This window comes from Desulfosporosinus acididurans (assembly GCF_001029285.1).
Taxonomy (GTDB): Bacteria; Bacillota; Desulfitobacteriia; order Desulfitobacteriales; family Desulfitobacteriaceae; genus Desulfosporosinus; species Desulfosporosinus acididurans.
In genome coordinates, this window is the sequence record NZ_LDZY01000011.1 from 148,176 (window position 1) to 171,278 (window position 23,103).

Annotated in this window: 17 protein-coding genes and 4 tRNA genes; 8 read left to right on the forward strand and 13 right to left on the reverse strand. The window is 42.6% G+C overall.

The window, feature by feature from the left end:
• Positions 1–122: 122 nt before the first annotated feature.
• The 5 genes from nrfD to ade all read right to left on the reverse strand — a co-directional run bounded on the left by nrfD (position 123) and on the right by ade (position 7,457).
• Complete coding sequence (gene nrfD / locus DEAC_RS15825) at positions 123–1,346, reverse strand: NrfD/PsrC family molybdoenzyme membrane anchor subunit (RefSeq protein ID WP_047811037.1); 1,224 nt, start codon at positions 1,344–1,346, stop codon at positions 123–125.
• A 33-nt stretch (positions 1,347–1,379) separates the two neighbouring features.
• Positions 1,380–2,156 carry a 4Fe-4S dicluster domain-containing protein gene (locus DEAC_RS15830; RefSeq protein ID WP_047811038.1) on the reverse strand — a complete coding sequence of 259 codons (777 nt, stop codon included), beginning with the start codon at positions 2,154–2,156 and terminating at the stop codon, positions 1,380–1,382.
• Positions 2,157–2,169: 13 nt separating this feature from the next.
• Positions 2,170–3,741, reverse strand: coding sequence for a [FeFe] hydrogenase, group A (locus DEAC_RS15835; protein WP_047811039.1), 1,572 nt, complete (start codon positions 3,739–3,741; stop codon positions 2,170–2,172).
• A 563-nt stretch (positions 3,742–4,304) separates the two neighbouring features.
• Positions 4,305–5,450, reverse strand: coding sequence for an aldo/keto reductase (locus DEAC_RS15840; protein ID WP_047811040.1), 1,146 nt, complete (start codon positions 5,448–5,450; stop codon positions 4,305–4,307).
• 213 nt (positions 5,451–5,663) lie between these two features.
• Complete coding sequence (gene ade / locus DEAC_RS15845) at positions 5,664–7,457, reverse strand: adenine deaminase (RefSeq protein ID WP_047811041.1); 1,794 nt, start codon at positions 7,455–7,457, stop codon at positions 5,664–5,666.
• Positions 7,458–7,941: 484 nt separating this feature from the next.
• On the opposite strand from ade, the gene DEAC_RS15850 reads away from it, so the two are divergent.
• Positions 7,942–9,384, forward strand: coding sequence for a 4-hydroxyphenylacetate 3-hydroxylase N-terminal domain-containing protein (locus DEAC_RS15850; protein WP_047811042.1), 1,443 nt, complete (start codon positions 7,942–7,944; stop codon positions 9,382–9,384).
• Positions 9,385–9,588: 204 nt separating this feature from the next.
• Here DEAC_RS15850 and DEAC_RS15855 read toward each other — a convergent pair.
• The 4 genes from DEAC_RS15855 to DEAC_RS15870 form a co-directional block, all read right to left on the reverse strand.
• Positions 9,589–9,664: transfer RNA gene (locus DEAC_RS15855), tRNA-Lys, on the reverse strand.
• An 8-nt stretch (positions 9,665–9,672) separates the two neighbouring features.
• A tRNA-Glu gene (locus DEAC_RS15860) sits at positions 9,673–9,748 on the reverse strand.
• Positions 9,749–9,783: 35 nt separating this feature from the next.
• Positions 9,784–9,859, reverse strand: a tRNA-His gene (locus DEAC_RS15865).
• A gap of 14 nt (positions 9,860–9,873) precedes the next feature.
• A tRNA-Gln gene (locus tag DEAC_RS15870) sits at positions 9,874–9,948 on the reverse strand.
• Between the two features lie 272 nt (positions 9,949–10,220).
• Here DEAC_RS15870 and DEAC_RS15875 point away from each other — a divergent pair.
• On the forward strand, positions 10,221–10,472 hold the full coding sequence (locus tag DEAC_RS15875; protein ID WP_047811043.1) for a hypothetical protein: 252 nt from the start codon (positions 10,221–10,223) through the stop codon (positions 10,470–10,472).
• Between the two features lie 125 nt (positions 10,473–10,597).
• Entirely contained in the window at positions 10,598–11,584 is a 987-nt protein-coding gene (locus tag DEAC_RS15880; RefSeq protein ID WP_047811044.1) for a tyrosine-type recombinase/integrase, read from the forward strand.
• 145 nt (positions 11,585–11,729) lie between these two features.
• Here the strand turns inward: DEAC_RS15880 and DEAC_RS23760 are convergent, their stop codons facing one another.
• Entirely contained in the window at positions 11,730–11,915 is a 186-nt protein-coding gene (locus DEAC_RS23760) for a hypothetical protein (RefSeq protein ID WP_047811045.1), read from the reverse strand.
• 917 nt (positions 11,916–12,832) lie between these two features.
• Here DEAC_RS23760 and DEAC_RS15890 point away from each other — a divergent pair.
• From DEAC_RS15890 to DEAC_RS15910, 5 genes are all read left to right on the forward strand, one after another.
• Complete coding sequence (locus tag DEAC_RS15890) at positions 12,833–14,452, forward strand: peptide ABC transporter substrate-binding protein (protein ID WP_047811046.1); 1,620 nt, start codon at positions 12,833–12,835, stop codon at positions 14,450–14,452.
• A 93-nt stretch (positions 14,453–14,545) separates the two neighbouring features.
• Entirely contained in the window at positions 14,546–15,478 is a 933-nt protein-coding gene (locus DEAC_RS15895; RefSeq protein ID WP_047811047.1) for an ABC transporter permease, read from the forward strand.
• A 2-nt stretch (positions 15,479–15,480) separates the two neighbouring features.
• The gene (locus DEAC_RS15900; RefSeq protein ID WP_047811048.1) at positions 15,481–16,392 is read left to right on the forward strand and encodes an ABC transporter permease; all 912 of its coding nucleotides are present in this window, start codon (positions 15,481–15,483) and stop codon (positions 16,390–16,392) included.
• Between the two features lie 9 nt (positions 16,393–16,401).
• Positions 16,402–17,424 (forward strand): ABC transporter ATP-binding protein, encoded by a 1,023-nt coding sequence (locus tag DEAC_RS15905; protein WP_200903154.1) that lies wholly within the window; start codon positions 16,402–16,404, stop codon positions 17,422–17,424.
• Positions 17,421–18,395, forward strand: coding sequence for an ABC transporter ATP-binding protein (locus DEAC_RS15910; RefSeq protein ID WP_047811050.1), 975 nt, complete (start codon positions 17,421–17,423; stop codon positions 18,393–18,395). The genes DEAC_RS15905 and DEAC_RS15910 overlap by 4 nt, the downstream gene beginning before the upstream one ends.
• 70 nt (positions 18,396–18,465) lie before the next feature.
• Here the strand turns inward: DEAC_RS15910 and DEAC_RS15915 are convergent, their stop codons facing one another.
• The 3 genes from DEAC_RS15915 to allB form a co-directional block, all read right to left on the reverse strand.
• Positions 18,466–20,118 carry a PucR family transcriptional regulator gene (locus DEAC_RS15915; protein ID WP_047811051.1) on the reverse strand — a complete coding sequence of 551 codons (1,653 nt, stop codon included), beginning with the start codon at positions 20,116–20,118 and terminating at the stop codon, positions 18,466–18,468.
• 173 nt (positions 20,119–20,291) lie between these two features.
• The gene (locus DEAC_RS15920) at positions 20,292–21,692 is read right to left on the reverse strand and encodes an NCS1 family transporter (protein WP_047811052.1); all 1,401 of its coding nucleotides are present in this window, start codon (positions 21,690–21,692) and stop codon (positions 20,292–20,294) included.
• A 51-nt stretch (positions 21,693–21,743) separates the two neighbouring features.
• Positions 21,744–23,096, reverse strand: coding sequence for an allantoinase AllB (allB, locus tag DEAC_RS15925; RefSeq protein WP_047811053.1), 1,353 nt, complete (start codon positions 23,094–23,096; stop codon positions 21,744–21,746).
• Positions 23,097–23,103 lie beyond the last annotated feature (7 nt).

Sequence of the window (23,103 nt, forward strand, 5' to 3'; positions counted from 1 at the left end):
CTTTTCTGCAATGATTTATGCATTAAATTAGGGGTTGTTCAGCAACCCCTAATTTAACTGCATCTTAAAATGAGCAATATCAGTATAATCAATAGTTCGACTTTGACTGAAGCTAAAGGCGATTATTTTGCAGTGACGGCATAATCACCATTTTCAGTCGTTGTACCTTCAACGGCTTCTGTTCCACGATGTTCAATAATATTGAAGTTTTCAACGATGAACAGATATGCTAAACAAGCTATAGAGACTAATCCTAAGCTGACAATAAACTCGGTCCAAGCAGGGAAATAGTGACCGCCGTGTTGGTTCAGATATTTTGCCATTCCCGTGAACACGACGTCAAATCTGTTCAAGATTACTCCGGCAACATCCAGAATACCAAACCACAGTAATCCTTTCCGCGTACTGGACAAAGAACTAAAGGCTATAATTATAGGGATTATAACACCAAAGATCAGCTCGGTGAGGAACATAATACTAGGCAGATCAAAAGCAAAAGCATTGGCAAAGGTACCTTTAACAGCCATATCCACGATCTTTAAGATTAGATATAAGATCATTGCTCCGCCTGAAATTCTGACCAGCCCTCTGAGAACAGGGATTTCAACATTGTGATTAAATGCCTTCCCAGCTAGACTGCTCTCAATAACAATCATGCCTGCTCCGACAAAAAATGATGATAACAAGAAGAACGGCGGCAGTAAGACCGACCACCAGAGCGGATTCTCTTTACCAACCATTATGTAAAACAGTTCGCCCAGTGATGATTGGTGCAGTGTGGGCAAAGTAATACCAACGATCAGCAATACAGGCATTGCTTTTTTAAGGAATTTGTGTAAGCCTTTAAAAACTTTCTCTGTTGCTACTTCACAAAATTCTAAGATTTGAATCACTGTATAACAGGAAACGCACCAGAAAACTTCAAACAAAACGCTGGTATGTCCCCATGATACATAGGGTCTCCAGAAGTTGAACCACTGCCCTACTTCAATTAACAAACCAAGTACGACGACAATATAACCTAATAATGAGGTCAGCATGGTACTTCTTGCTATTGGATAAAACTTATCCCGGCGTAAAACGTATACTATAAGGCATGTTCCATATCCGCCGCCTGCCAGAGCTACCCCTAACAGTACATCAAAAGCAATCCACAGCCCCCAAGGCCATTGGTCATTAAGATTAGTAGTAGCTCCTAAGCCAAAGATAAAACGCACCAGGATTACGGCTATGGCTGCGACCGCTATGGCTAGAAACACTAATCTTATGGGAGTTAATCTAAATCTCCATCTGAGACTGTGATGTTTTTTACCTGGTTCTTTTTCGAACGTGGTAACCATATCCATAATATCCCCTCCATTCATTTTTAATTTCTCAAATTACTCCAAAGGTTCCTTATTTTTATTGTTATAAATATATAATCCTGCTAAGACAGCTGCCCAGGTACCTCCAACAAAAGGTGTAAGTTTCATATATCCTTCTGTGTAAGAAGGCAGAGACTTGGTGGTTACATCCGTCCTGAATCTCAACTGTTCAAACGGCACGTCTGAAATATACAGCCAGGATGTTCCACCTGCTTCTTTTTCACCAAAAACTCGATCGACATAACCATTATCTTTGATTCTTTTTTTAGCTTCAGCCAGTAATTGATCTCTGTCCCCAAAGGTAATAGCTCCTGTCGGGCACACTGAGGTGCATGCCGTTTCCTGATTATTGGTAACTCGTGATGGACACATCTGACATTTGCTTACTCCGGGAATAGCTTTTTTCCATTCGTATCTCAATATGTCAAATGGGCAGGCCATCATACAATAACGGCAGCCAACGCACAGCTTCTGATCATAAACAACCGGTCCCTCAGGAAGCTTCTTCAATGCTTTTGAGAAACAAGCTGAGGCACAGGCAGGATCTACGCAATGTAAACATTGTGTTTTCACGTATCGTCCGACAGGCGAGCCATTTTTCTTCACATCATAACGATTTATTGACGTCCATTCATCAGGCCATAAGCCTTTGTTAGGTTCCTTGGCTCTGTCTTCAGCCGTTTTGTTTTTTTCCTGTGGATCCCATCCCAGTTCATTCCACAATTTGCAGGCGACCGAACAGCTTTCACATCCGATACATTTTGGTATATCTACCAGTATTCCTTTTGACATCTTCTTTCACCTCCTACATATTCTCTGATTTTTTAGCTGTAAACTCTGAAGCCCGGGAAATATAAGTGGTATGCAGCAGTTCTTCTGCTTTTTCGCTCATCGGAGCAGTTAAGAAATCTGCATAGACTTCCTTGATTTGAGGATTATCGTAACTGTTGCGAAGTTTTGCATTAGCATCAATTTGATATAACGAAGCAGCACGTCTATTTCGAACGTCATCAGAAGGAGGAGCAGATGCACGCGGTTGTCCGCCGCCATATTCGCAGCCCCCGGGACAAGCCATTACTTCAATGAAATCCCACGGAGCATTACCTGCTTTAATTTGATCCATAACTGTTCTGGCATTAGCCAAACCGGAAATTACAGCAACTTTCATATTTCCGATACCAGGAATATTGATTGTCGCATCTTTTACACCCTGCATTCCTCTCACAGGTGTTAAATCCCAAAGTGCTGAAGGCGGCTGTTGCCCAGTCACAAGATAATAAGCAGAACGAGCTGCGGCTTCCATGACACCGCCGGTGGTACCAAAGATTGCTCCTGCACCTGTGCCAGTACCCATCAGCTGATCATACTGACCATCAGGCAGATTAGCAAAATCGATACCAGCTCTCTTGATCATTCTGGCAAGTTCTCTGGTTGTTAGAACAACATCAACATCAGGTGTAACGTTTTTGTCCTTTAATTCTTTTTGGGCCGAAACCATTTCAGGACGCTGACATTCAAATTTCTTAGCTGTACAAGGCATGATAGCTACTGAAAAGATCTTTTGGGGATCTACCTTCTTCATTTCAGCATAATAGGTTTTCATCAGAGTTCCTTCCATCTGCATAGGAGACTTTGCTGATGATAAATTAGGAATAAGTTCAGGATAAAAATATTCGACAAACTTAACCCAACCAGGGCAACATGAGGTAAGTTGAGGCAGAGGCTTTTTCAATTCGCCTTGAACCCGTTTAACAAGTTCTGTTCCCTCTTCCATAATTGTCAAGTCAGCAGTGAAGTTCGTATCAAATATTACATCAAAACCTAATTTTCTTAAGGCCGCAACTTGTTTGCCCTGAACATTCGTTCCAACAGGCATGCCAAATTCTTCACCAAGACCAATACGTGTTGCAGGCGCAGTCTGGACGACAACTGTGACTTTCGGATCTGCAAGTGCTTTAAAGACTTTATCGGTTTCATCTCGTTCTGTTATTGCTCCCGAAGGACACCATTGGGTACACTGTCCGCAATTGACACAAACAAATTCATTTTTAATTGGCAGCTCATAATTACCAAACACAGATTGAACTTTCTCACATACTTCAAGACATTGTCCACAAAGAATACACTTTTGGTCGTCTCGGACAATTGATGGATTTAGCGGATCAATGGGAACCCGGCCGCGAACATCGGTTGGCCAGCTGCCTGGTGCATTGTATTGAGCCGGCATCCAACCTTTTCCACCGGCAGCACTATCGGCTGTAGCCACTTCGCCGCATCCCGCCAAGCTTAGTGTAACACCAGTTAAACTTGCTCCTCCAACAAATTTGAGGAAAGAACGTCTGGACAATTTTTTTACTTGCCCTGCTTTGCTTGCCATGTGTTCTACCACCTTTTTGTAACTCTCTTCTTTTTTTGTAAACCTTTGAAAATTAGTAAATCAATCATCCCAGCTCTTTTTAATAGTTAGAATTTTTCAACAAGTTAAAACTTTCACATGTTTTTGTGAATATTTACACTTTCAACTTAATGAAAGATTGGTAAAGAAACAAGGACACTTACTGGTTTTCCCAATTGGGGATTAGCACAATTTGCATGAATTGAACAAAAAGACGCCCCTTTCTTACATAACTTTTATTCGGTCAGAATAATAACATTTTTTAGTTTAGTCTCTTTAATCATATCTGTCTTCCTTATGTACATAAAAAAATTTTTTTGTTAATAAATAAATCCATCCCGAGTTATTAAAATGAAAACGTATTTTTTAAAGTGTGCTTTAAAAAACCGAGACTATCGCCTCGGTCCTCCAATTGTTCTTTAATATCCTTATTTTGGACGCTGAAACTATAAAATCTATGGTACGCGATTTTACATATTATATCCGCATTTAAATAATTCATTTTATACTGAAGTGGTCCTCAGAGCGATCTATGATTCGCTGCCTTATTCCTTTCTTGTCGGGAACTGAGGTTGTGCATCAAAGACAGCAGAAACATCTTTTAGATGCTCTGTGATCTTCAAATGCTGTGGACACGCTTTTTCACATTCCTTACAGCCAATACAATCACTTGCCCTGCCATGATTCGCCGCAAGATTCAAATAATAGACAAATTGACTCGAAAAGTTATTCGTCGTAGCACGTTTGGTACTATTATACAAGGCAAAATAATCCGGGATAGCAATCTTTTTCGGACAGCCTTTTTCACAATATCTACAGATTGTACAAGGAATTGCTGTATTTTCGTTGATCGTCTCGATTACCTGATTGATAACGTTGTACTCTTCTTCGTTCAAAGGTTTGAAGTCTGCCATATAGGAAGTGTTATCCCTAACCTGTTCGATACTATTCATTCCGCTTAGTACCATAAAGACTCCTTCCTGACTGGCAGCAAATCGGATTGCCCACGATGGAACAGAAGCCTTAGGATTGTATTCTTTCATTACCTTTTCTGCTTTTTCCGGTACTAAGGCAAGTGAGCCGCCTTTACATGGCTCCATGACGATTATCGGCTTATTATGCTTTCTAGCGACCTCATAACACCTTCTTGATTGAATGCTTGGATTTTCCCAGTCAATATAATTGATCTGTAACTGCACAAAATCTAATTCGGGGTGAGCCGTTAAGATCTCATCCAATAATTCGGGTGAATCATGGAATGACATCCCGAGGCTTTTGATCTTACCCTCTTTCTTTTTAGTCATTCCAAAACCGAAACTATCAAGTTCACAGGCCTTCTTATAGGTGATAACGCCGAGATTGTGGAGAAGATAATAATCGAAATACTCCACACCGCATTTTTCCAATTGCTCATTAAAGACTTTCTCCTGGTCTTCCACAGTTTTTACATCTCTCATAGGAAGCTTTGTGGCAAGTTCAAACTCATCTCGTTTATGTCTTTTGACAAGAGCCTCTCTCATTATGCTCTCACTCATGTAGCTATGGTAGACGTATGCGGTATCAAAGTAAGTAAATCCTTCTTCTAAAAAGGTGTCAACGAGTTTGTTTACCGTTTCTTTATCAACGGATGTTTGGTCATTCTTGTCCAGAAGCGGTAATCTCATACATCCAAAACCTAATTGTTTCCCCATCTTACGTTTTCCTTTCTCCTTCAACTCTTGTTATGGTTAATGATTTGAATGACAGTTTGTATCTTAACCTTCTGTCATAGTCTATCATTTAGAGTTAACTCCAAGTCAAGTTTTACGGGCAAGCCTCGGCATGGCTCTAGTGGTTTTCAACCAGTAATTTTTATAACAGGTGGCTTGCGCTTGATTGCCTTTATTCGAGAGAAAAGAATCGAACTACTCAATTAGCAAATCTAAAAACTTGAATTGACATGTATCTACAAGTCCCCGATTAGTTAGTCTCAACTCTGGCAGAACGGCCAAGGCCAGCAGTGATGTGGTCATAAATGGGGATACCAGATCGCAGCCCAGCTCCTGCCATGCTCTCTCGAGACTGGCTACTTTCCCGGCTACTGCCTCAGCAGGCTCTTCACACATCAGCCCGGCTATGGGTAAAGGCAGCAGAGCCAAAATCTGACCGTTTTTAACAGCCACGAGTCCGCCGCCGACTTCAGCAAGAGTATTTCCGGCCAAAGCCATGTCCGCATCGTTCGTCCCAACAATCAGCAGGTTATGCGCATCATGGGAAACCGTTGAAGCTACGGCTCCTTCTTTTAGGTGAAAACCTTTGACAAACCCTTTCCCCATAGTACCAGTTGCTTTATGGCGTTCAATAACTGCGGCTTTAATGACATCCTGTCTTAAGTCCGTTTGAATTTTGCCGGCGGCAACGGGTAACGCACACTCCCTATGATAAGTCCCGACCTTAGCCTCAATAATTTCTATAACGCGAACCTTAGCTTGGTTTTGCTCTAAACTCGGGACAGACACTGCAAAATCCTCAGCCGTCAATTTCCCAGCCAAATGCACGGTTTTCTTCGCGTAATCCGGATAGGTACTTCCGGAAATCTCCACGGTCAGTTTACCGTTTTCAGCAACCAGTTCCCCGTTAATGATAACCTTTTCGATGGTAACGTTCGTTAAGTCACTTATTATTAGAATATCTGCCCAGCGACCTGGGGAAATACTACCAAGATCCTTACTCATTTCAAAGCATTGAGCAACATTTAACGTCACCATTTGGACAGCCGTAATGGGGTTAACCCCCTCTTCGATGGCCCGTTTAACGATATGATCAAGGTGTCCTAAGGAAACCAGAGTTTCCGGATGGGTATCATCACTGATTAGGGTAGCGTACCGCGTATCTATCCGGTTCTCAGTAATACTTCTGACTGTTTCCTTTAAATCATGCCAAGCAGAACCTTCCCGCAGCTGCGCATACATCCCCAAACGCATTTTGGCCAGCGCGTCTTCCATCCTCACTGACTCATGGCAGCAGCGTACACCAGCAGCCACATAAGCATTTAAGCCTGCTCCCGTTTCCGGCATCGAGTAATGTCCGGTTATTGTTTTATTAGCATTTAGAGTTGCCTGAAGTTCCTTATGCGTATCCGAATTTCCCTGAATTACTCCGGGAAAATTCATCATTTCTCCCAAGCCCACAACCTCTTTCCAGGTCATAGCTTCTTCTATCTCTTTAGGGCCTAATTCAGCCCCGGTATCTTCGAAGCCTGGAGCTGCCGGAACGCAGGAAGGCATTGCGGTATAAACCCTGAGAGGAACATTTCTGCCGTCTTCAATCATCAGACGTACGCCATCCATGCCCAGAACATTAGCCATTTCATGAGGATCCATAAAAATGGCCGTAGTTCCATGGGGCATAACAACGCGGGCGAATTCTCGAACAGACAGCATACTGCTTTCGACATGCATATGTCCGTCCATGAACCCAGGCGTAATATAACTCCCTTGGGCTTCAATAATCTGTGTTTTCTCATCGATTGTATGGGAAGCATTTCCAACTAAAGCTATTCTTCCGTGGGTTATAGCGACATCGACGCCCGAAACAATTTCTGCCGTATTAACATTCACTAAGCGTGCATTCCTTATGACCGTATCCGCCGCTTCCCTCCCCTGTGCAACTGCAGCCAGCTTCTCAGTAACCTCTGCTAAGGCATACCTTCTTTTCATATATGGTTGTCATTCCTTTCGCTGTTTCATGGCACTAATGCCGCTTGTCATTATCTGTTTATCTAATAATCTGTTCATCATAATACTTCACCAAAATATTTGTAATTACCTGCTTAACGGTATTGTTATTTTATCTTGTTAATTTATCACATGCTGCGAGAAGCCTGCCATCAATTCCAGACTTCTAAACATAATAAGAACCTTCTTTTTGCCTGTAATCGCAGGGCGCTGCATTTGACAACAAAAGCGCAATACCCTATCCACAGTCAGTCCAGAACCCTTGATAAGTCTGCAGTCATTCATTTCTCTTCACAACGGGGTTATCCCGGTATTAATCAACCGCCTTATGTTGATATAAATTATTTCCATCTAATATCGAAATTTAAAAAGGAATTTGCTAATTTATATTGAATATTTTGAATATTATAAACCGCATATCTTAATTAGCCACATCTCCCTTCAGTTATTAAAAAGGAGGATTACAATGAAAACAGCGACTGAATACCTTGAGAGTATGAAAGCTTATAATCCAAGGATCTTTCTCGGCGGTAAGCAGGTTAACCTTCATGAAAATTCCACCACAGTGACCGTCCTTCGCGCTAATGCCAGGGTTTACGAGCTGGCTGAGGATCCGAAATACGCTGACATCATGAATGTTTTCTCACCATATTTGGGTGACAAAGTAAGCAGAAACCTACACATTGCCTCCAGCGTCGCTGATCTGGAAAGAAGGTCAGAAATGGCAACCCTAACCAGCCAAATGCTGGGGACCTGTAATTATCGCTGTGTGGGGGCGGATGTCTTGAACGCCTTAGCCGGTATTACTTGGGAAATGGACAGGGAGTTAGGTACAGAGTATCACAGCCGCCTGCTCAATCATCTCAAATACCTCCAAGAAAATGATCTGGCCGTAAGTGGAGGGGTTACTGACGCTAAAGGCGACCGAACTAAACGACCTGTAGAACAGGATGACCCTGACGTCTATGTTCACATAGTAGAAAAAAGAGAAGACGGCATCGTAGTGCGGGGAGCAAAAGTCAGCCAGAGTGGCGCGATCGGTTCACATGAAACATTAGTGATTCCCACCATGGGAATGCGTCAAGGAGAAGAGGACTTTGCCGTAGCCTTTGCCGTACCCAACGGAGCCGAAGGATTAACGTATATTTGCCAGTACACACCATTTACCGCCGAAAGAGAACTGTCCCCTGACGTGAAATACCTGGGCAATCCCCTTTACGGTCAAAGGGAGACTTGCATCATGGTCTTCGATAATGTATTTATACCTTGGGAACATGTTTTCATGTGCGGTGAAGCAAAGTATTCCGGACGGTTAGTCGCTCGGTTCGCCAAGACACATCGCATGAACTGCGGCGGTGCCTGCAAAGTGGGTTTTGCTGACCTGATTATCGGTGCCACCCAACTTGCCGCAGAGTTCTCCGGGATTCAAAAAGCGCCTCATATTGTGGAAAAGATGACCGACATGATTCGAATCAATGAAACCGCTCGGGCCTGTACTGTCGCTGCAGCGCTGAAAGGACATGAGGAACCGGCCGGCTCCGGCTTTTTTCAGCCGGATGACATCTTTGGCAACGCGGCCAAACTTACTATTGCCGACGGTTTTTGGGATATCCTGAAATGGGCCGGAGACATTGGCGGCGGGATGGCAGTAACCATGCCTTCCGAGCTGGAATTGGAAAATCCTGAAACAGCCCATTATGTCCGCAAGTTCATGAAAGCCTCAGCACCGGCCGAACAACGTCTGCGAATCGCCAAGTTTATTCAAAACTGGTGTGCCGGCCTGCATGGTGCAGGTACTTGGCATGGAGCCGGTTCCCCCATGGCGCAAAAAATGGCCTTATATAACCTAACTAACTTTGAAGAGAAAAAAAGCTATGCCAGAAGCCTTGCCGGTTTAAAAGAAGAGTGAACTTGTTCACTAATTCCGTTTGTCATGATAATAATAACAACTTATTTCAGCAATGATCATAATCGTTAGGCAATATATTGATACGGAGCGGTATATAAGAAAAAACCGATGCCTTTATTCACTTGAATAGCATCGGTTTCTAATATATTATATTACTTCACCCTGTTTTTAGAATTAACCACAATCCGGATGCAAATAACGAAATGGTGAGCCATCCGCGACTCGAACGCGGGACACCCTGATTAAAAGTCAGGTGCTCTACCGACTGAGCTAATGGCTCATTATGAATGGTGACCCGTACGGGATTCGAACCCGTGTAGCCGCCGTGAAAGGGCGGTGTCTTAAGCCGCTTGACCAACGGGCCAGATAAATATTATAGGAGGATAATCTCCTATGTATTGGGGTGGATAGTGGGACTTGAACCCACGAGTGCCGGAGCCACAATCCGGTGCGTTAACCACTTCGCCATAACCACCACGCATAATAAATTGGCTGGGGTGGCTGGATTCGAACCAACGAATGCCAGAGTCAAAGTCTGGTGCCTTACCGCTTGGCGACACCCCAATATATCTTAATGCCTAAGCTTTCGCTTAAAGCAATTTTGACTTGCTTTTACTTTCTTTATCAGAACGTTTAATCAGCATCTTCAACTACTTTTAGCGCGGAACTAAATAATAGCATTGATAGTTTATGTTGTCAATATGTATTTTAAACATAACTCAAATCTAAGTGTCTTCCCTCAAGACTGGGTTCCCTCAATAGTCTTCGACTCTTGTCATTCCCTCGCTTGTCAATAGTTCTCTCAGGATATATAATTTCCATGAGGAGGTGAGCTAATGCAACTTGATAATTGGCTTTTTTTATTTTTTAATTTAACAATATTATTAGCTTTTTCCGGAATTGTTTTTTCCTTATTTAAAAGCAATATCAATGTTCATATGCTCGAATCCACCACCTCCATAGAAAGAAATCAGTTCCTTTTACGCAAACTCATTCTTATTCGTTTTCAAAAATATCTTGTTATCAAGAGAATGCTTAAACAAGAAAACGATGACGCCTCAGAGCAAATGATTAAAGAAACGGTATAAACATTCAGGGAGAGCCTTTACTTCTTTCGAAGTAGAACTGCTCTCCCTTTGCCATGACGATGTATAATTATGACTAATATATACTCCTGATGCTCTCATATTACTGGACCATTGGAGGTTTGATAATGGATATCAAGACAACGAAACACCTTCTGCCCCAATTTGCTCAAGATTTTATCAATCATCTTGCAGTTACTAATAAGTCAAAATCCACTCAAGCAGCATACGTTTACGAGTTGGGTATGTTTTTTAATTATCTCTGCCGCACGATGCCCAACTTCCCCGCCTCTCCCTCTCAGATCCAGGTTTCAGTCATGGAAACTGTAGATCATCGCCATATTGAATCTTATTTAAGTTGGGCAAATTCCGAACGTAATAACGGTCCCCGTGCTCTGGCTCGTAAACAGGCAGTAATTAAGTCATTATATCGATACATGCTTCGTGAAGATATGATACATAAAGACGTTACAATTAAATTAGATCCAATCTACGTTAATCAAAACCTTCCTAAAGCTTTAGAACCTAATCAAATTGCTGATTTGACAGATGCTTTAGAAACCGGTACAGGATTATCCGACGGTCAGCTCAAATACTATGCTTATACCGAGAAACGTGATTATGCCATTGTCCTTACTTTAATCGGCACAGGATTGCGCTTATCTGAACTTTGCGGTTTGGATCTCAGCCATATATTTATAACAAAGGGGTACTTTAAACTTACACGTAAAGGGAATAAGGAAACCGTTGTTTATTTTAATCAGGAAGTCGCGACAGCGATAAATGATTATCTTAGCGGCGAACGCCCTCGTTATGCCCGTAATAACGTTGATGCTCTTTTCCTATCGATTCAAGGAAACCGAATCAGCAAAAGAGCAGTACAAAATCTAATTGCCAAATATATGACCATCCTCAAATCGTTTGGACATAACACGGAAGGTTACAGTGTTCACAAATTACGTTCGACATTTGCTACTTTGCTCCTGCGGGAAACGGATAATCTAGCGATTGTTCAAGATGCTCTTGGACATGCAGATCCGAGGACAACAAGAATATATGCTAAGGTGCTGGATGAACAATTAAAGCGTGCCGCCGATTTGATAAAATTCAAATGAACTCGTTCAGCTAAAGCTGAACTTGATGCAAAAAAGGCCATGAAGTAAAGAATGAAGACTGCCAGCCTAATTACTGACAGTCAGCTGAATACGAGGCTTCGTCACTTACCAAGCCACAACAAGCTTAAAAACAATTGTAAACACGTTAAAAGATAACACCTAAGGCAACTAAAATTAGAATAGCTATAAAAATAACTGCTACTCCACATTTAAAGCATCCTACAACAGGGCAGCAAACCCAAGGCCTTAAAGTACCAATACCACCTGGACCAGGTACCTGACCAAGACCTACTCTAGTACAGACGCTGCCGGCATAACCCCAACCATACATGTTCCTTCCCCCTTTCAAGTAATTTAAAAACCCTATACCACAATATACATATTTTGGCAGGTCTAATTTACTATATGTCCCTTGATCAGTACTTGCTCTTAAGGGCCATCTAATATTGTAATTTTCATATCTATTGGGGCTGTTTCAAAATGTATAAGCCCCCCCATAAAATAAAACCCCTGCATAAATAGTGGTTTATCATCCACTTATATGCAGGGGTTTGTTTATAAAAACGTATAAATACTCATTTTGCAACGGACTTATTTTTATCTAAGAAGTTGTTCGAATTAAATTTGGTACATTATCCCATATACCTTCATAGCTTATATTAAGGATGAAGACATCCTAAACTGCTGCAAAGGAGGTTTTGGTTATGTATGGTCGTTGGTGGGGCGGCTTTGGTTGGCGCTGGCCTTGGTTCGGTTTTTGGGGTTGGCCTTGGTTTGGATGGTGGTGGTAATTCACAAAATAAAGTGTTCTCTTAACAATCGCCAATTTCTAAATGGGCTCTTATTTTAGATTATTTTATAAGCAGAAATTCGCTTCAAGTGAGTTTCTGCTTCTGTCTAAATTGCTTGAAAGCATCTCCGGTAGAAAGTCTTATGACTGTAGAAACTTTTAAAAAACTCTAAATAATGGTATACTCGTTTACTTCTGTTAATTTTCTTAATTAATCGTATTTCGCTATTGTATCAAAGTTTAATAAAAATCAATCTTATTATGTAACTCGCAATTTTTAAACGAACATTATTTTTGTTATTTTTGTATTTATACTTTCGATATTTACATATTCTCTTTTTTCTCTCTGATTTTGTAGCAGGAATTTACAATATCAATACCGAATACACAACAATTGAATCCGCCGAAATTACCTGCGGAGACAAAAGAAAAAATATAAGGAGGAAGAAAGAACAATCATGATCAGAAAGAAAAAATGGTTGGTTTCAGTCTTATCAGCTGCTCTTGTTCTTGGATCTGTAGTTACCGGCTGCGGTACCTCAAGCACCCAAGCAACTCAAGGTGCTGGTAAACAAATGAAGGTGAGTTTTGATCCGGGCGCAGAACCTAAAACCCTCGACCCCCAGATGTCCGACGGTGTTCCCGAAGCAATCATGGAGATGAATTTATTTGAAGGTTTAACCCGTCTGGATAAAAACAATAATCCGCAATTGGCAATTGCCAAGAGCATTGACGTATCTGCTGACGGTTTAACTTACACCATCAAACTGAAAGACACAAAGTTCAGCAACGGAGATCCTTTGACTGCTGATGATTTTAAAGCTTCCTGGCTCCATGCTCTTGATCCAGCGGCAGCTTCAAATTATGCCTACCAATTATACTATTTTAAAAACGCGAAAGAATATAATGCCGGTAAAGCTACGGCAGATCAAGTGGGTATCGAAGTGAAAGACCCTCATACCTTAGTACTTACTCTGGCAGCTCCTACGCCCTATTTCAAATCCTTGCTGGCTTTCCAAACCTATTATCCGGTTGACCAAAAAAACGTTAAAGCCAATAAGAACTGGAATACGGAAGCCAAAACCTTTGTGAGCAACGGTCCCTTTATGATGAAATCATGGACTCACAGCGACACGATGACTCTTGTGAAAAACCCTAATTATTGGGATGCAGCCGATGTTAAACTCTCAGAACTCGATTTCAACTTGGTAGAAGATCACAAAGCTGCTGCAACCGCTTTTGATGCCGGACAATTGGATGGCTTATATGACCCAACTCCGGAAGATATCGTCCGCTACAAAAAATCCGGAACCCTCAAACAAGCTCCTCAATTAGGCACATATTTCTATCGGTTCAACACTACTAAAGCTCCTTTAAATGATCCTCGCGTACGCGAGGCCCTGTCCATCTGTCTCAATCGTCAGGATTTAATTACCAATGTCTTTAAAGGCGGACAAACTCCGGCCTATGCATACGTACCAGGTGGAATTCCTGATGCCGCACCAGGTAAAGACTTCCGTACCGTTGGCGGAAATTTCATTACCGAAGATATAGCCAAGGCTAAACAACTGTTAGCTGCAGCTGGTTATCCTGATGGTAAAAATTTCCCAACTCTGACACTTCTTTATAATACAAACGGTACTCATCAACTCCCTGCCCAAGCTATTCAGGATTTCTGGCATAAGAATTTAGGTATCAATGTCAAATTGCTCGGTCAAGAATGGCAAGTTTACCTGCAAACGATGCAAAACCTGCAATACGATGTTGCACGCGCCGGCTGGAATGGCGATTATATCGATCCTATGACCTTTATGGATATGTTCACCACCGGAAATGGAGAAAACCAAACTGGTTGGTCCAATGCTCAGTATGACAAAGATATTCAAACCGCAAAGAACACTGCAGACCAAGCTGTACGTATGAAAGCCATGCATGATGCGGAAAACATTTTAATGAAAGAAAACCCGATTATGCCGATTTATTTCTATGTACAAAACTATGTTATGAAGGACAACATTAAGGGAGTTCTCGTTAATCCTATGGGGGACTTTGATTTCAAAACCGCTTATTTACAATAACATCATGTTGAGTGGACAGTAAGTTAAGGGGCAAGTTCCAGTAACTTGCCCCTTAACTCTGTAATTCTGTAACTTTGATTAAGGGGGAGGAATATGGTTCGCTATTTACTCGGACGAATCCTGGCGGCTATTTTAGTAATTTGGTTGGTGATAACTCTGACCTTCTTTTTAATGCATGCGATACCCGGCGGCCCATTTGCTTCCGATAAGATTTTGCTGCCTCAGGTTCAGGCCAACATTAATGCCCGTTACCACTTGAACGATCCTCTGTTTAAGCAATACACCGATTATCTAAAAAATGCTGCGCACTTTGACTTTGGACCCACTTTCCGTTATCAGGGACGGTCCGTCAATGATATTATTAAAGAGGGCTTGCCCCGAACAGCGGCTATCGGTTCCATGGCTACTATTCTCGCCTTAATCTGCGGCACGTTTTTAGGCATTATTGCTGCCTTGAGGCAAAATAAAACGGCCGATTATGTGGCTACATTTTTGGCTACCATTGGTATCTCCGTACCAAGTTTCGTAATTGCTACCCTTTTACAGTATTATGTTGGATTTAAACTCCATCTCTTTCCGCCCATCGGCTGGGGAGATCCAAACCAGCTTGTTATGCCCGTTCTGGCTTTAAGTGCCTACCCTGTGGCCCAAATCACCCGTCTCACTCGGACAAGCATGCTCGATGTTCTCCATCAGGACTATATCAGAACTGCAAAAGCTAAGGGACTGCCCGGTTATATTATTGTTTTCCGACACGCCCTCAAAAATGCCATTATCCCACTTTTGACGTTCATGGGGCCTTTCTTTGCTTATATTCTCTGCGGCAATTTTGTTATCGAATATATCTTTAATATTCCCGGAATTGGACAATATTTTGTTACCAGTATTACCAACCGTGATTATCCCGTGATCATGGGGACAACGATTCTGGTTGCCACATTAATGGTCACGTTTAACCTTTTGGTGGATATTGCTTATACTCTGGTCGATCCGCGCATCAAGTTAACCGATCAAAAGGGGGTCTGAGCATGAGTTTGCCTTTAGATTCATTTACACCGCTGCAACGAACTCAAAAAACCGATGCGATTAACCGGCCAAGCACCACCCTCTGGCAGGATGCCCGCCGTCGTTTTAAAAAGAATCCTCTAGCCATGGGCGGGCTGATTGTTCTTATTCTTATCTGTTTGTTTGGCTTTGTAGGGCCCTTCTTCTCTCACTTTAACTATTATTCCAATGACTTGAGCCATACCTTAAACCCTCCCAGCTGGGTACATCCCTTCGGCACTGATGAACTGGGCAGGGATATTTTAACCCGAGCTATGTATGGAACCCAGATTTCCCTGGCCATTGGTTTTGGTTCAGTACTGATTAACCTGACTATCGGAATCATCTATGGCGGTATCTCCGGCTATGTGGGCGGTCGCATTGATAATCTGATGCAACGGTTTATTGATATCATCTTTAGTGTTCCTGACATGTTATATGTCATTTTGTTGATGGTTCTTCTTGGTTCTGGTCTGCGCAATATTTTTATTGTTCTCGGTATCGAATACTGGGTTACCATGGCCAGAATCGTTCGCGGTCAAATCCTGACAATGCGGGAACAAGAATTTGTTTTGGCCGCCCGCACTCTAGGAGCAAGCACTCCCCGCATTCTCTTCAAGCATTTGCTTCCCAATACTGTCGGGCAAATTATTGTAGTATCTGCTTTGCAGATACCAGCCGCTATTTTTATGGAAGCCTTCCTGAGCTTTATCGGTTTAGGAGTGCAGCCACCTTTGGTTAGTCTTGGATATATGGCCGCCGAAGGACGGGGGAATATTCCAGGTTATGCTTTTGCTTTAATTTTTCCGGCAGCTTTAATTGCTATTTTAATGCTGGCATTTAACTTTATTGGTGATGGGCTTCGTGATGCCTTTGATCCAAAAATGCGCAAGTAAGGAGGAGATATTGTGGCTTTACTGGAAGTGGAAAACCTCAGCACCTCCTTCTATACCTATGCTGGAGAAGTGCAGTCAGTTTCGGGGGTTAGTTTTCATGTCGATGAAGGGGAAGCTGTGGGGATTGTCGGAGAATCCGGCTGCGGTAAGTCGGTAACTGTTCAGTCAATCATGCGTTTGATTCCCAATCCCCCCGGAAAAATTAAAAACGGTCAAATCCGTTTAGCGGGCCGGGATTTAGTCCGCCTGCCGGAAAAAGAGATGCAGAAAATCCGGGGCAAAGAGATCGGTATGATCTTTCAAGACCCGATGACAAGCCTAAATCCTGTGCTTACCATAGGACGGCAGATGACGGAAGTCTTACAGCACCATGAAGGGATCGGCAAAAATGAAGCTTTAGGACGTGCTGCTAAATATTTGACCATGGTAGGAATTTCTAATCCTGAACGACGTTTGAAACAATATCCTCATGAATTCTCCGGCGGAATGAGACAAAGGGTTATGATTGCTATGGCCTTGCTCTGCAATCCCAAGCTATTAATTGCAGATGAGCCAACCACTGCCTTGGACGTCACAATTCAGGCTCAGATCTTGGAGTTAATGAAGGACTTAAAGGATAAAGTTAATACTTCGATCATCTTAATTACCCACGATTTGGGAGTTGTGGCTGGTCTTTGTTCGCGAATTATCGTCATGTATGGCGGCAAAATCGTAGAAATGGGTTCAACCCAGGATATCTTTAAGGATCCTCGGCACCCTTATACTTGGGGATTGTTAAAAAGCGTTCCCCGCTTAGATGCCTCCAAGCGCAGCAAACTGGTGCCTATCGTCGGGAGTCCTCCCGATCTGCTTAATCCTCCTAAAGGATGCGGCTTTGCGGCACGCTGCCCGCATGCTATGAAGATCTGTGAAACCCAGCCTCCGGCTTATACTGATCTTAATGAAAAACACCGGGCAGCATGCTGGCTTCTTCATCCCGACGCTCCCAAGGTGACCTTCAACGGGATTGATGAGAAGGAGGCTAGATCATGAGCAACGAAGTTATTCTGGAAGTCAATAATCTAGTCAAACACTTTCCGATTAATGAGGGCTTTTTATCCCGTGAAAACAAAAAAGTTCATGCTGTAAACGGCATATCCTTTAAGCTTCATCAGGGAGAAACGTTAGGCTTAGTTGGCGAGAGCGGCTGCGGCAAATCAACAGCCGGACGTACGATTATCCGCCTCTATGAAGCGACGTCCGGCGAAGCAAAATTTATGGGCCGCAATATCTATGACCTAAGCAAAAAAGAAATGATGACTGTTCGCCGTGATATGCAGATGATTTTCCAGGATCCCTATGCCTCACTTAATCCGCGGATGACTGTCGGGGATATTATCGGTGAAGCTCTCGACATTCATCATCTGGCCAGCGGTCAAAAACGCACCAATCGAATCTATGAATTGTTGGAAACTGTCGGGTTGAATTCCGAGCATGCCAACCGCTTCCCTCATGAATTTTCCGGTGGTCAGAGACAACGGATCGGGATCGCCCGAGCTTTGGCGGTCAACCCCAAGCTGATTATTTGTGATGAACCTATCTCAGCTCTCGATGTCTCTATTCAAGCCCAAATCGTTAACATGCTGGAAGAATTGCAAGAACAACTTGGATTGACTTATCTATTTATTGCTCATGACCTTTCTATGGTTAAACACATCTCCCATCGAATCGCAGTCATGTATTTAGGACGAATTGTAGAAATAACAACGAGCCAAGACCTTTATGATCATCCGATGCACCCTTATACGCAGGCTCTCTTATCGGCTATACCGATTCCTGATCCGGATGTAGAGCTAAAACGCTCCCGCATAGTCTTAGAGGGCGGGGTTCCAAGTCCCATTGACCCACCGAGCGGTTGTTATTTCCGTACACGTTGTCCAAAAGCACAGCAACAATGTGCCCAAACAACCCCTGAATTAAAAGATTGCGGCAACGGACACTTGGTTGCCTGTCATCTGGTTTAGAACAGCTCCTGCTATTAAAATAAGAGACGATTGCGTAGAATTGCAGTCGTCTCTTATTTTCGTTTCTCAATTATACCCGTTGATTTAAAATTTGAATGATCTTTAAGCCGAGTTCTAATTCTAAGCGATTTTTATAATCCTCTAGATCAAGTCCGGTGACCTCTTTAATCCGTTCTAAACGATAAAGTAAGGTTTTGTAATGAATAAAGAGCGCTTTTGCTGCTTTACTTGCGTTACCATTATACTCTAGAAAGACTTCTAAACTCTTTAAGAGTTCCGTTTGGTTCTGCCGATCATAGTCCACAAGTATTTTGAGTGATTTAGGAACAAAATCTGCAAGATCATTACCTTGTCCAAACTTGCAAAGCATTCGATAGACACCTAGGTCTTGGAACCAGGAAATGACGTCTTCTCCTTGAAGCATTTCTCCATATATTAGGGCATCCTGGGCTTCTTTATAACTCCTTGGAATCTCTTCGATCTCCGCGGCAACATTACCAATACCAATCCCAATCATGATTTTTTTCCATCGTTTCTTCGCATTATCCTGAATTTCCCGCCCAGCCTTCTTAATCTCCTCAATCGTTTTACTTGATTCTCTAACAGGCCATAACACAATGATCGAGTCACCTTTATGTCCGAGAATAAAGTCTTTCATTCGTGTTCTCATCACGTTCATAATCAATGACTGAATTTCAGCTTTAATTCCTTGAAAAGCAATCTTATCCTGTTTGAACTTAGTATCTGCTAAACACTCATCCAGATTTTTGAGGCTGAACAGTACAACAACAAAAGAACGATTAATTTCCCAAGCCAGGAGATTAGCCCTTTCACGCAAACTGCTAACTTCAATCTCTCCGCTAATGAGTTTCTCAACAATATCATTGCTAAATTTTTGTTCAACTTCGCGGACGGCAAAACGCCTGACCATCTCCAGGGTTACAACTGTCGTAGCTTGATCCAAACAAATCAATTCCATCTCATCCATTGGTTTGTTAATTTCAGTCACAATTAAATAAGCTTTTATCTGGCCTAAGGCTTGAATCGGAACCACAACTTGGTAAACAGGCTCTTCCCCTGCTCCCGCTATTTTGATGCGATAGGAATTAAAGTCCTTGCTTAGTAATTCCCCTTCATAAAATGTCATCATACCCTCAAAATCAGAAAATTTCTCATCAGTGGCAGACAAACATTTCCTTTGGTTATCAAAAACACTCACCGGATTTCCAACCAATTCCGCTAAAGTCCTTGTGATCTTATCAAGTCCTTGGCATTGAAGCGCTAAAGCGGTAAACCGTTCCTGAATTTCTTTATAATATTTGAGTTCAATAACTTGCTTGTTAAAGAGCATCTCCATGACGGGATACATAATATCCACATAGCGAACATTGCCATTTAATTCAATAATAGGCAAACCCACCTCATCGGCAATCTCTAGGATATCCGGCGGGATTCTATCAACAAAGCGCCGAATTTTAACCGCCAGCGCGCAGACACCTTTGGCTGCGAGATTTCGGATGAACTCGTGATAGTTCACCTTTCCTCCCAGAGTGGAATATAAACTTGTCAGGAGCAGTTCACCACCGGCCAGCCAATCGACGATATCCGGAGCTTCCATAATGGTAACCCCTTTAACCACATTCTTAAGGCCCTGGGCACCTGCCATTACTTGTGACGTTCGAAGAGGTTCGAGTTTGAGCAATTTCTCAACTGTTAATTCCACGTTACTCCTCCTGTTAATAATCATCTTACTTAGAGTATCGTCAATAATTCGTTTATTTCTTCTCTTTTCCTGCACCTATATCTTTAATGCCAAAAAAATGCGTTTACATATGAAATTAAAGGAAGCCGTCTTTGCAGCCGACTTCCCCTAACTTAATGCTATGATTTTACTAACTAATTGTTCTCAAATATTGTACCACTTTTAAATTTTGACCCTTTAAAGGCAAATTTCATCAGGAGATAATAAGCAATTCCTGCAACTACCAGGCCAATTATCCAGGCAAGATCGACTTTCAGAAAGGCGGCACCTGCTCCAATCAGCATGGCAAGTATTGCTGCGGGATTATAACCGGCAAAGACCCCCGCTTGATTGTACAATTCACTAACTTCTACACGTTGTTTTCTTAGGATATAATATTCAATAAGCAAAATTGCGACAATTGGTCCCAAGAACGCTGAATAGATAAGAATGAACATATCCAGACCTTTGGCTGAGGAATCCTGAACAAGCACCCAGGGAAAGGCACACAGCCCTAACAGTCCAGTAATAAATACTGCTACTTTATATTTCAATTTTGTGAACAGCTGAATGACATAAGTTGGGGTGACAATATTGGCAACCATGTTTGTGGCAACTGCACCAAGAACGATGAAGGCCGATACAAATACTGTAATATAGGAATTATCAACGACGATGGCAAAAGCTTTGACAGGATTGGAGATCCCAGTTGCCGATGCCAGCATAGCGCCGATCGTAATAACAAAACCATAGGCCAGCACAATCGGTGAGAAATAGAGGAAGCCACGTTTTCCATCACGAATACCCGATTTTAACTCTCTCGAATAATCGGCAGCACTTAAAAAGATACCTGCATAATTCCCCAGAAAAACCATGATGAAGGAAAAGAAGGGCAACCCCCATGAACCGGTAGCATGAACCCATTTTTGACTAATGACACCATTATACTTTGTGACGAGAATGCCAAACACATAAACCAGGGCAACCATAATCACGATAGAAGTCAGCGTTTCAACCCACTTAATAGCATGGAATCCGTACATCGAGATTACAATTTGCACCAATTGAAGAACAACAAAACAAATAACAACATTATTAAAGGCTCCGCCGGTAATGGCCTTGGCAATTTCGTTTAAGGCTGTACCCCCGATCCAGCTCTGGACACCATACCAGACAACGGCAGGAATGCCGCGCAATAGTGAGGTTACAGTAGCTCCTTTTAGGCCAAAAGACATTCTAAGTTGTACGACATAAGGAATTCCGGTTCGATAACCAAGTCTATCATTTAAAGCAAATACCGACGAAATAATGGCGATAGCGATAATGGCGGCTGCAAAGGTCTGAACGATATTCAACGTGGCAACTCCTGCGACAACTAAACTCGCTCCCAGCGTCATATTACCTAAGTTAACGCCATCTCCGATCCACATAAACATATAGGGGATTGGACCTACCGTCCGTTCGTTTGGTGATTTCGGATTCAAAGCTTCATCATGATCTGCCGACTGTGAAACCTGGGTTACGTTTGTTTCGAGGTCTCCTGAATTTGTAGACATTTTACCTACTCCTCTTCTTAAGCGTTAGCCCTATTCTAAGCGATCCCTGAATTAAACGAGAGGTCTTAAATGTTTGCCGATTGGTTTGGAAACTACTTTTCCGTCTTTAAATATCGTCTTACCTCTGAGAATGGTTTGAATGATGTTTCCGCGGAAGGTGCTGCCTACATATGGGCTGGCCTTATGTTTATAGAAGAGATCTTCTGCCTGAAGTGTAAACTCCTGATTTAAGTCAACCAGCGCAAAGTCCCCGTCAAATCCTAAGGCAATCTTTCCTTTCCCAGGAATTTTAAAGACCTCATTGACATTTTGTGCAGTCAATTTGGCAATATCGGCAAGGGGTACTTTTCGCTCATGATAACCATGAGTAAGCAGTGACGACAACGTCGTTTGACAGGCTGAGATCCCTCCCCAAACCTTCAAAAACTCTCCGTCTTTCAGCTTGGGATCACACGGTGAATGGTCTGAGGAGATAAAGGTAAATTCACCGTTGAACAATTTACCCCACATTTTAGTTTGGTTTTGGGCATCGCGGATTGGGGGTGAACATTTGGCGACCGTTCCCATCCGTTCAACATCATCATCGGTCAGAATTAAATAATGACCGATGGTTTCACAGGAAACATCAACTCCCCTGTTCCTGGCCTGTGTTACTAACTCCACTGCCCTTGCGGTGCTCACGTGGGCAATAATCAATTTGCAGCCCGTTTCCTCAGCGTAGGAAATCATCCGTGAGACATTTTCAATTTCTGTTATGGGCGAATGAGCTGCAAAATAGTCGCGGACAGTCGTCTTATTGTTGGCCAGAGCTTGAGCAGTTAAGGCACTCACAATCTCAGCGTTTTCACAATGAACCATTAGAGGATAACCAAGCTTGGCTAATTTCTCCATGCCGACTAAGGCCGTGTAATCGTCCATTCTCTCAAACTCTGTAATTCCGCTGAAACATGAGAAGGCCTTAAAGCCAACAACGCCGCATTCGGCAAGCTCTTCCAGCTTATCTAAATTTTTAGGCGTAAGACCGCCCCAAAATCCATAATCGACTAAAGAATCCCTCTGAGCAACGGCAAGCTTATTGTTAAAGTTTTTAGCATCTAACGTACAGGGATTGCAGTTAAGCGGCATATCAAAATAAGCAACCCCTCCGCCGGCAGCCAGCGCGTTACTTCCGGTGGCGATAGTTTCCCACTCCGTACGGCCTGGGTCGTTAAAATGAACATGTCCATCTGTCGCACCGGGAAAAACATAGTTACCTGAGGCATCAATCGTTTCCTTAGCCTCACCGCTTATTTCCTCAGCGATTTCAACAATTCTTTCATCGTCAACAGCAACATCTGCTTTCTTGACACCGTCTGGACAGACAAGCATTCCCTGCCGAATAATTAAGTCATAACGCTTGCTCATAATTATC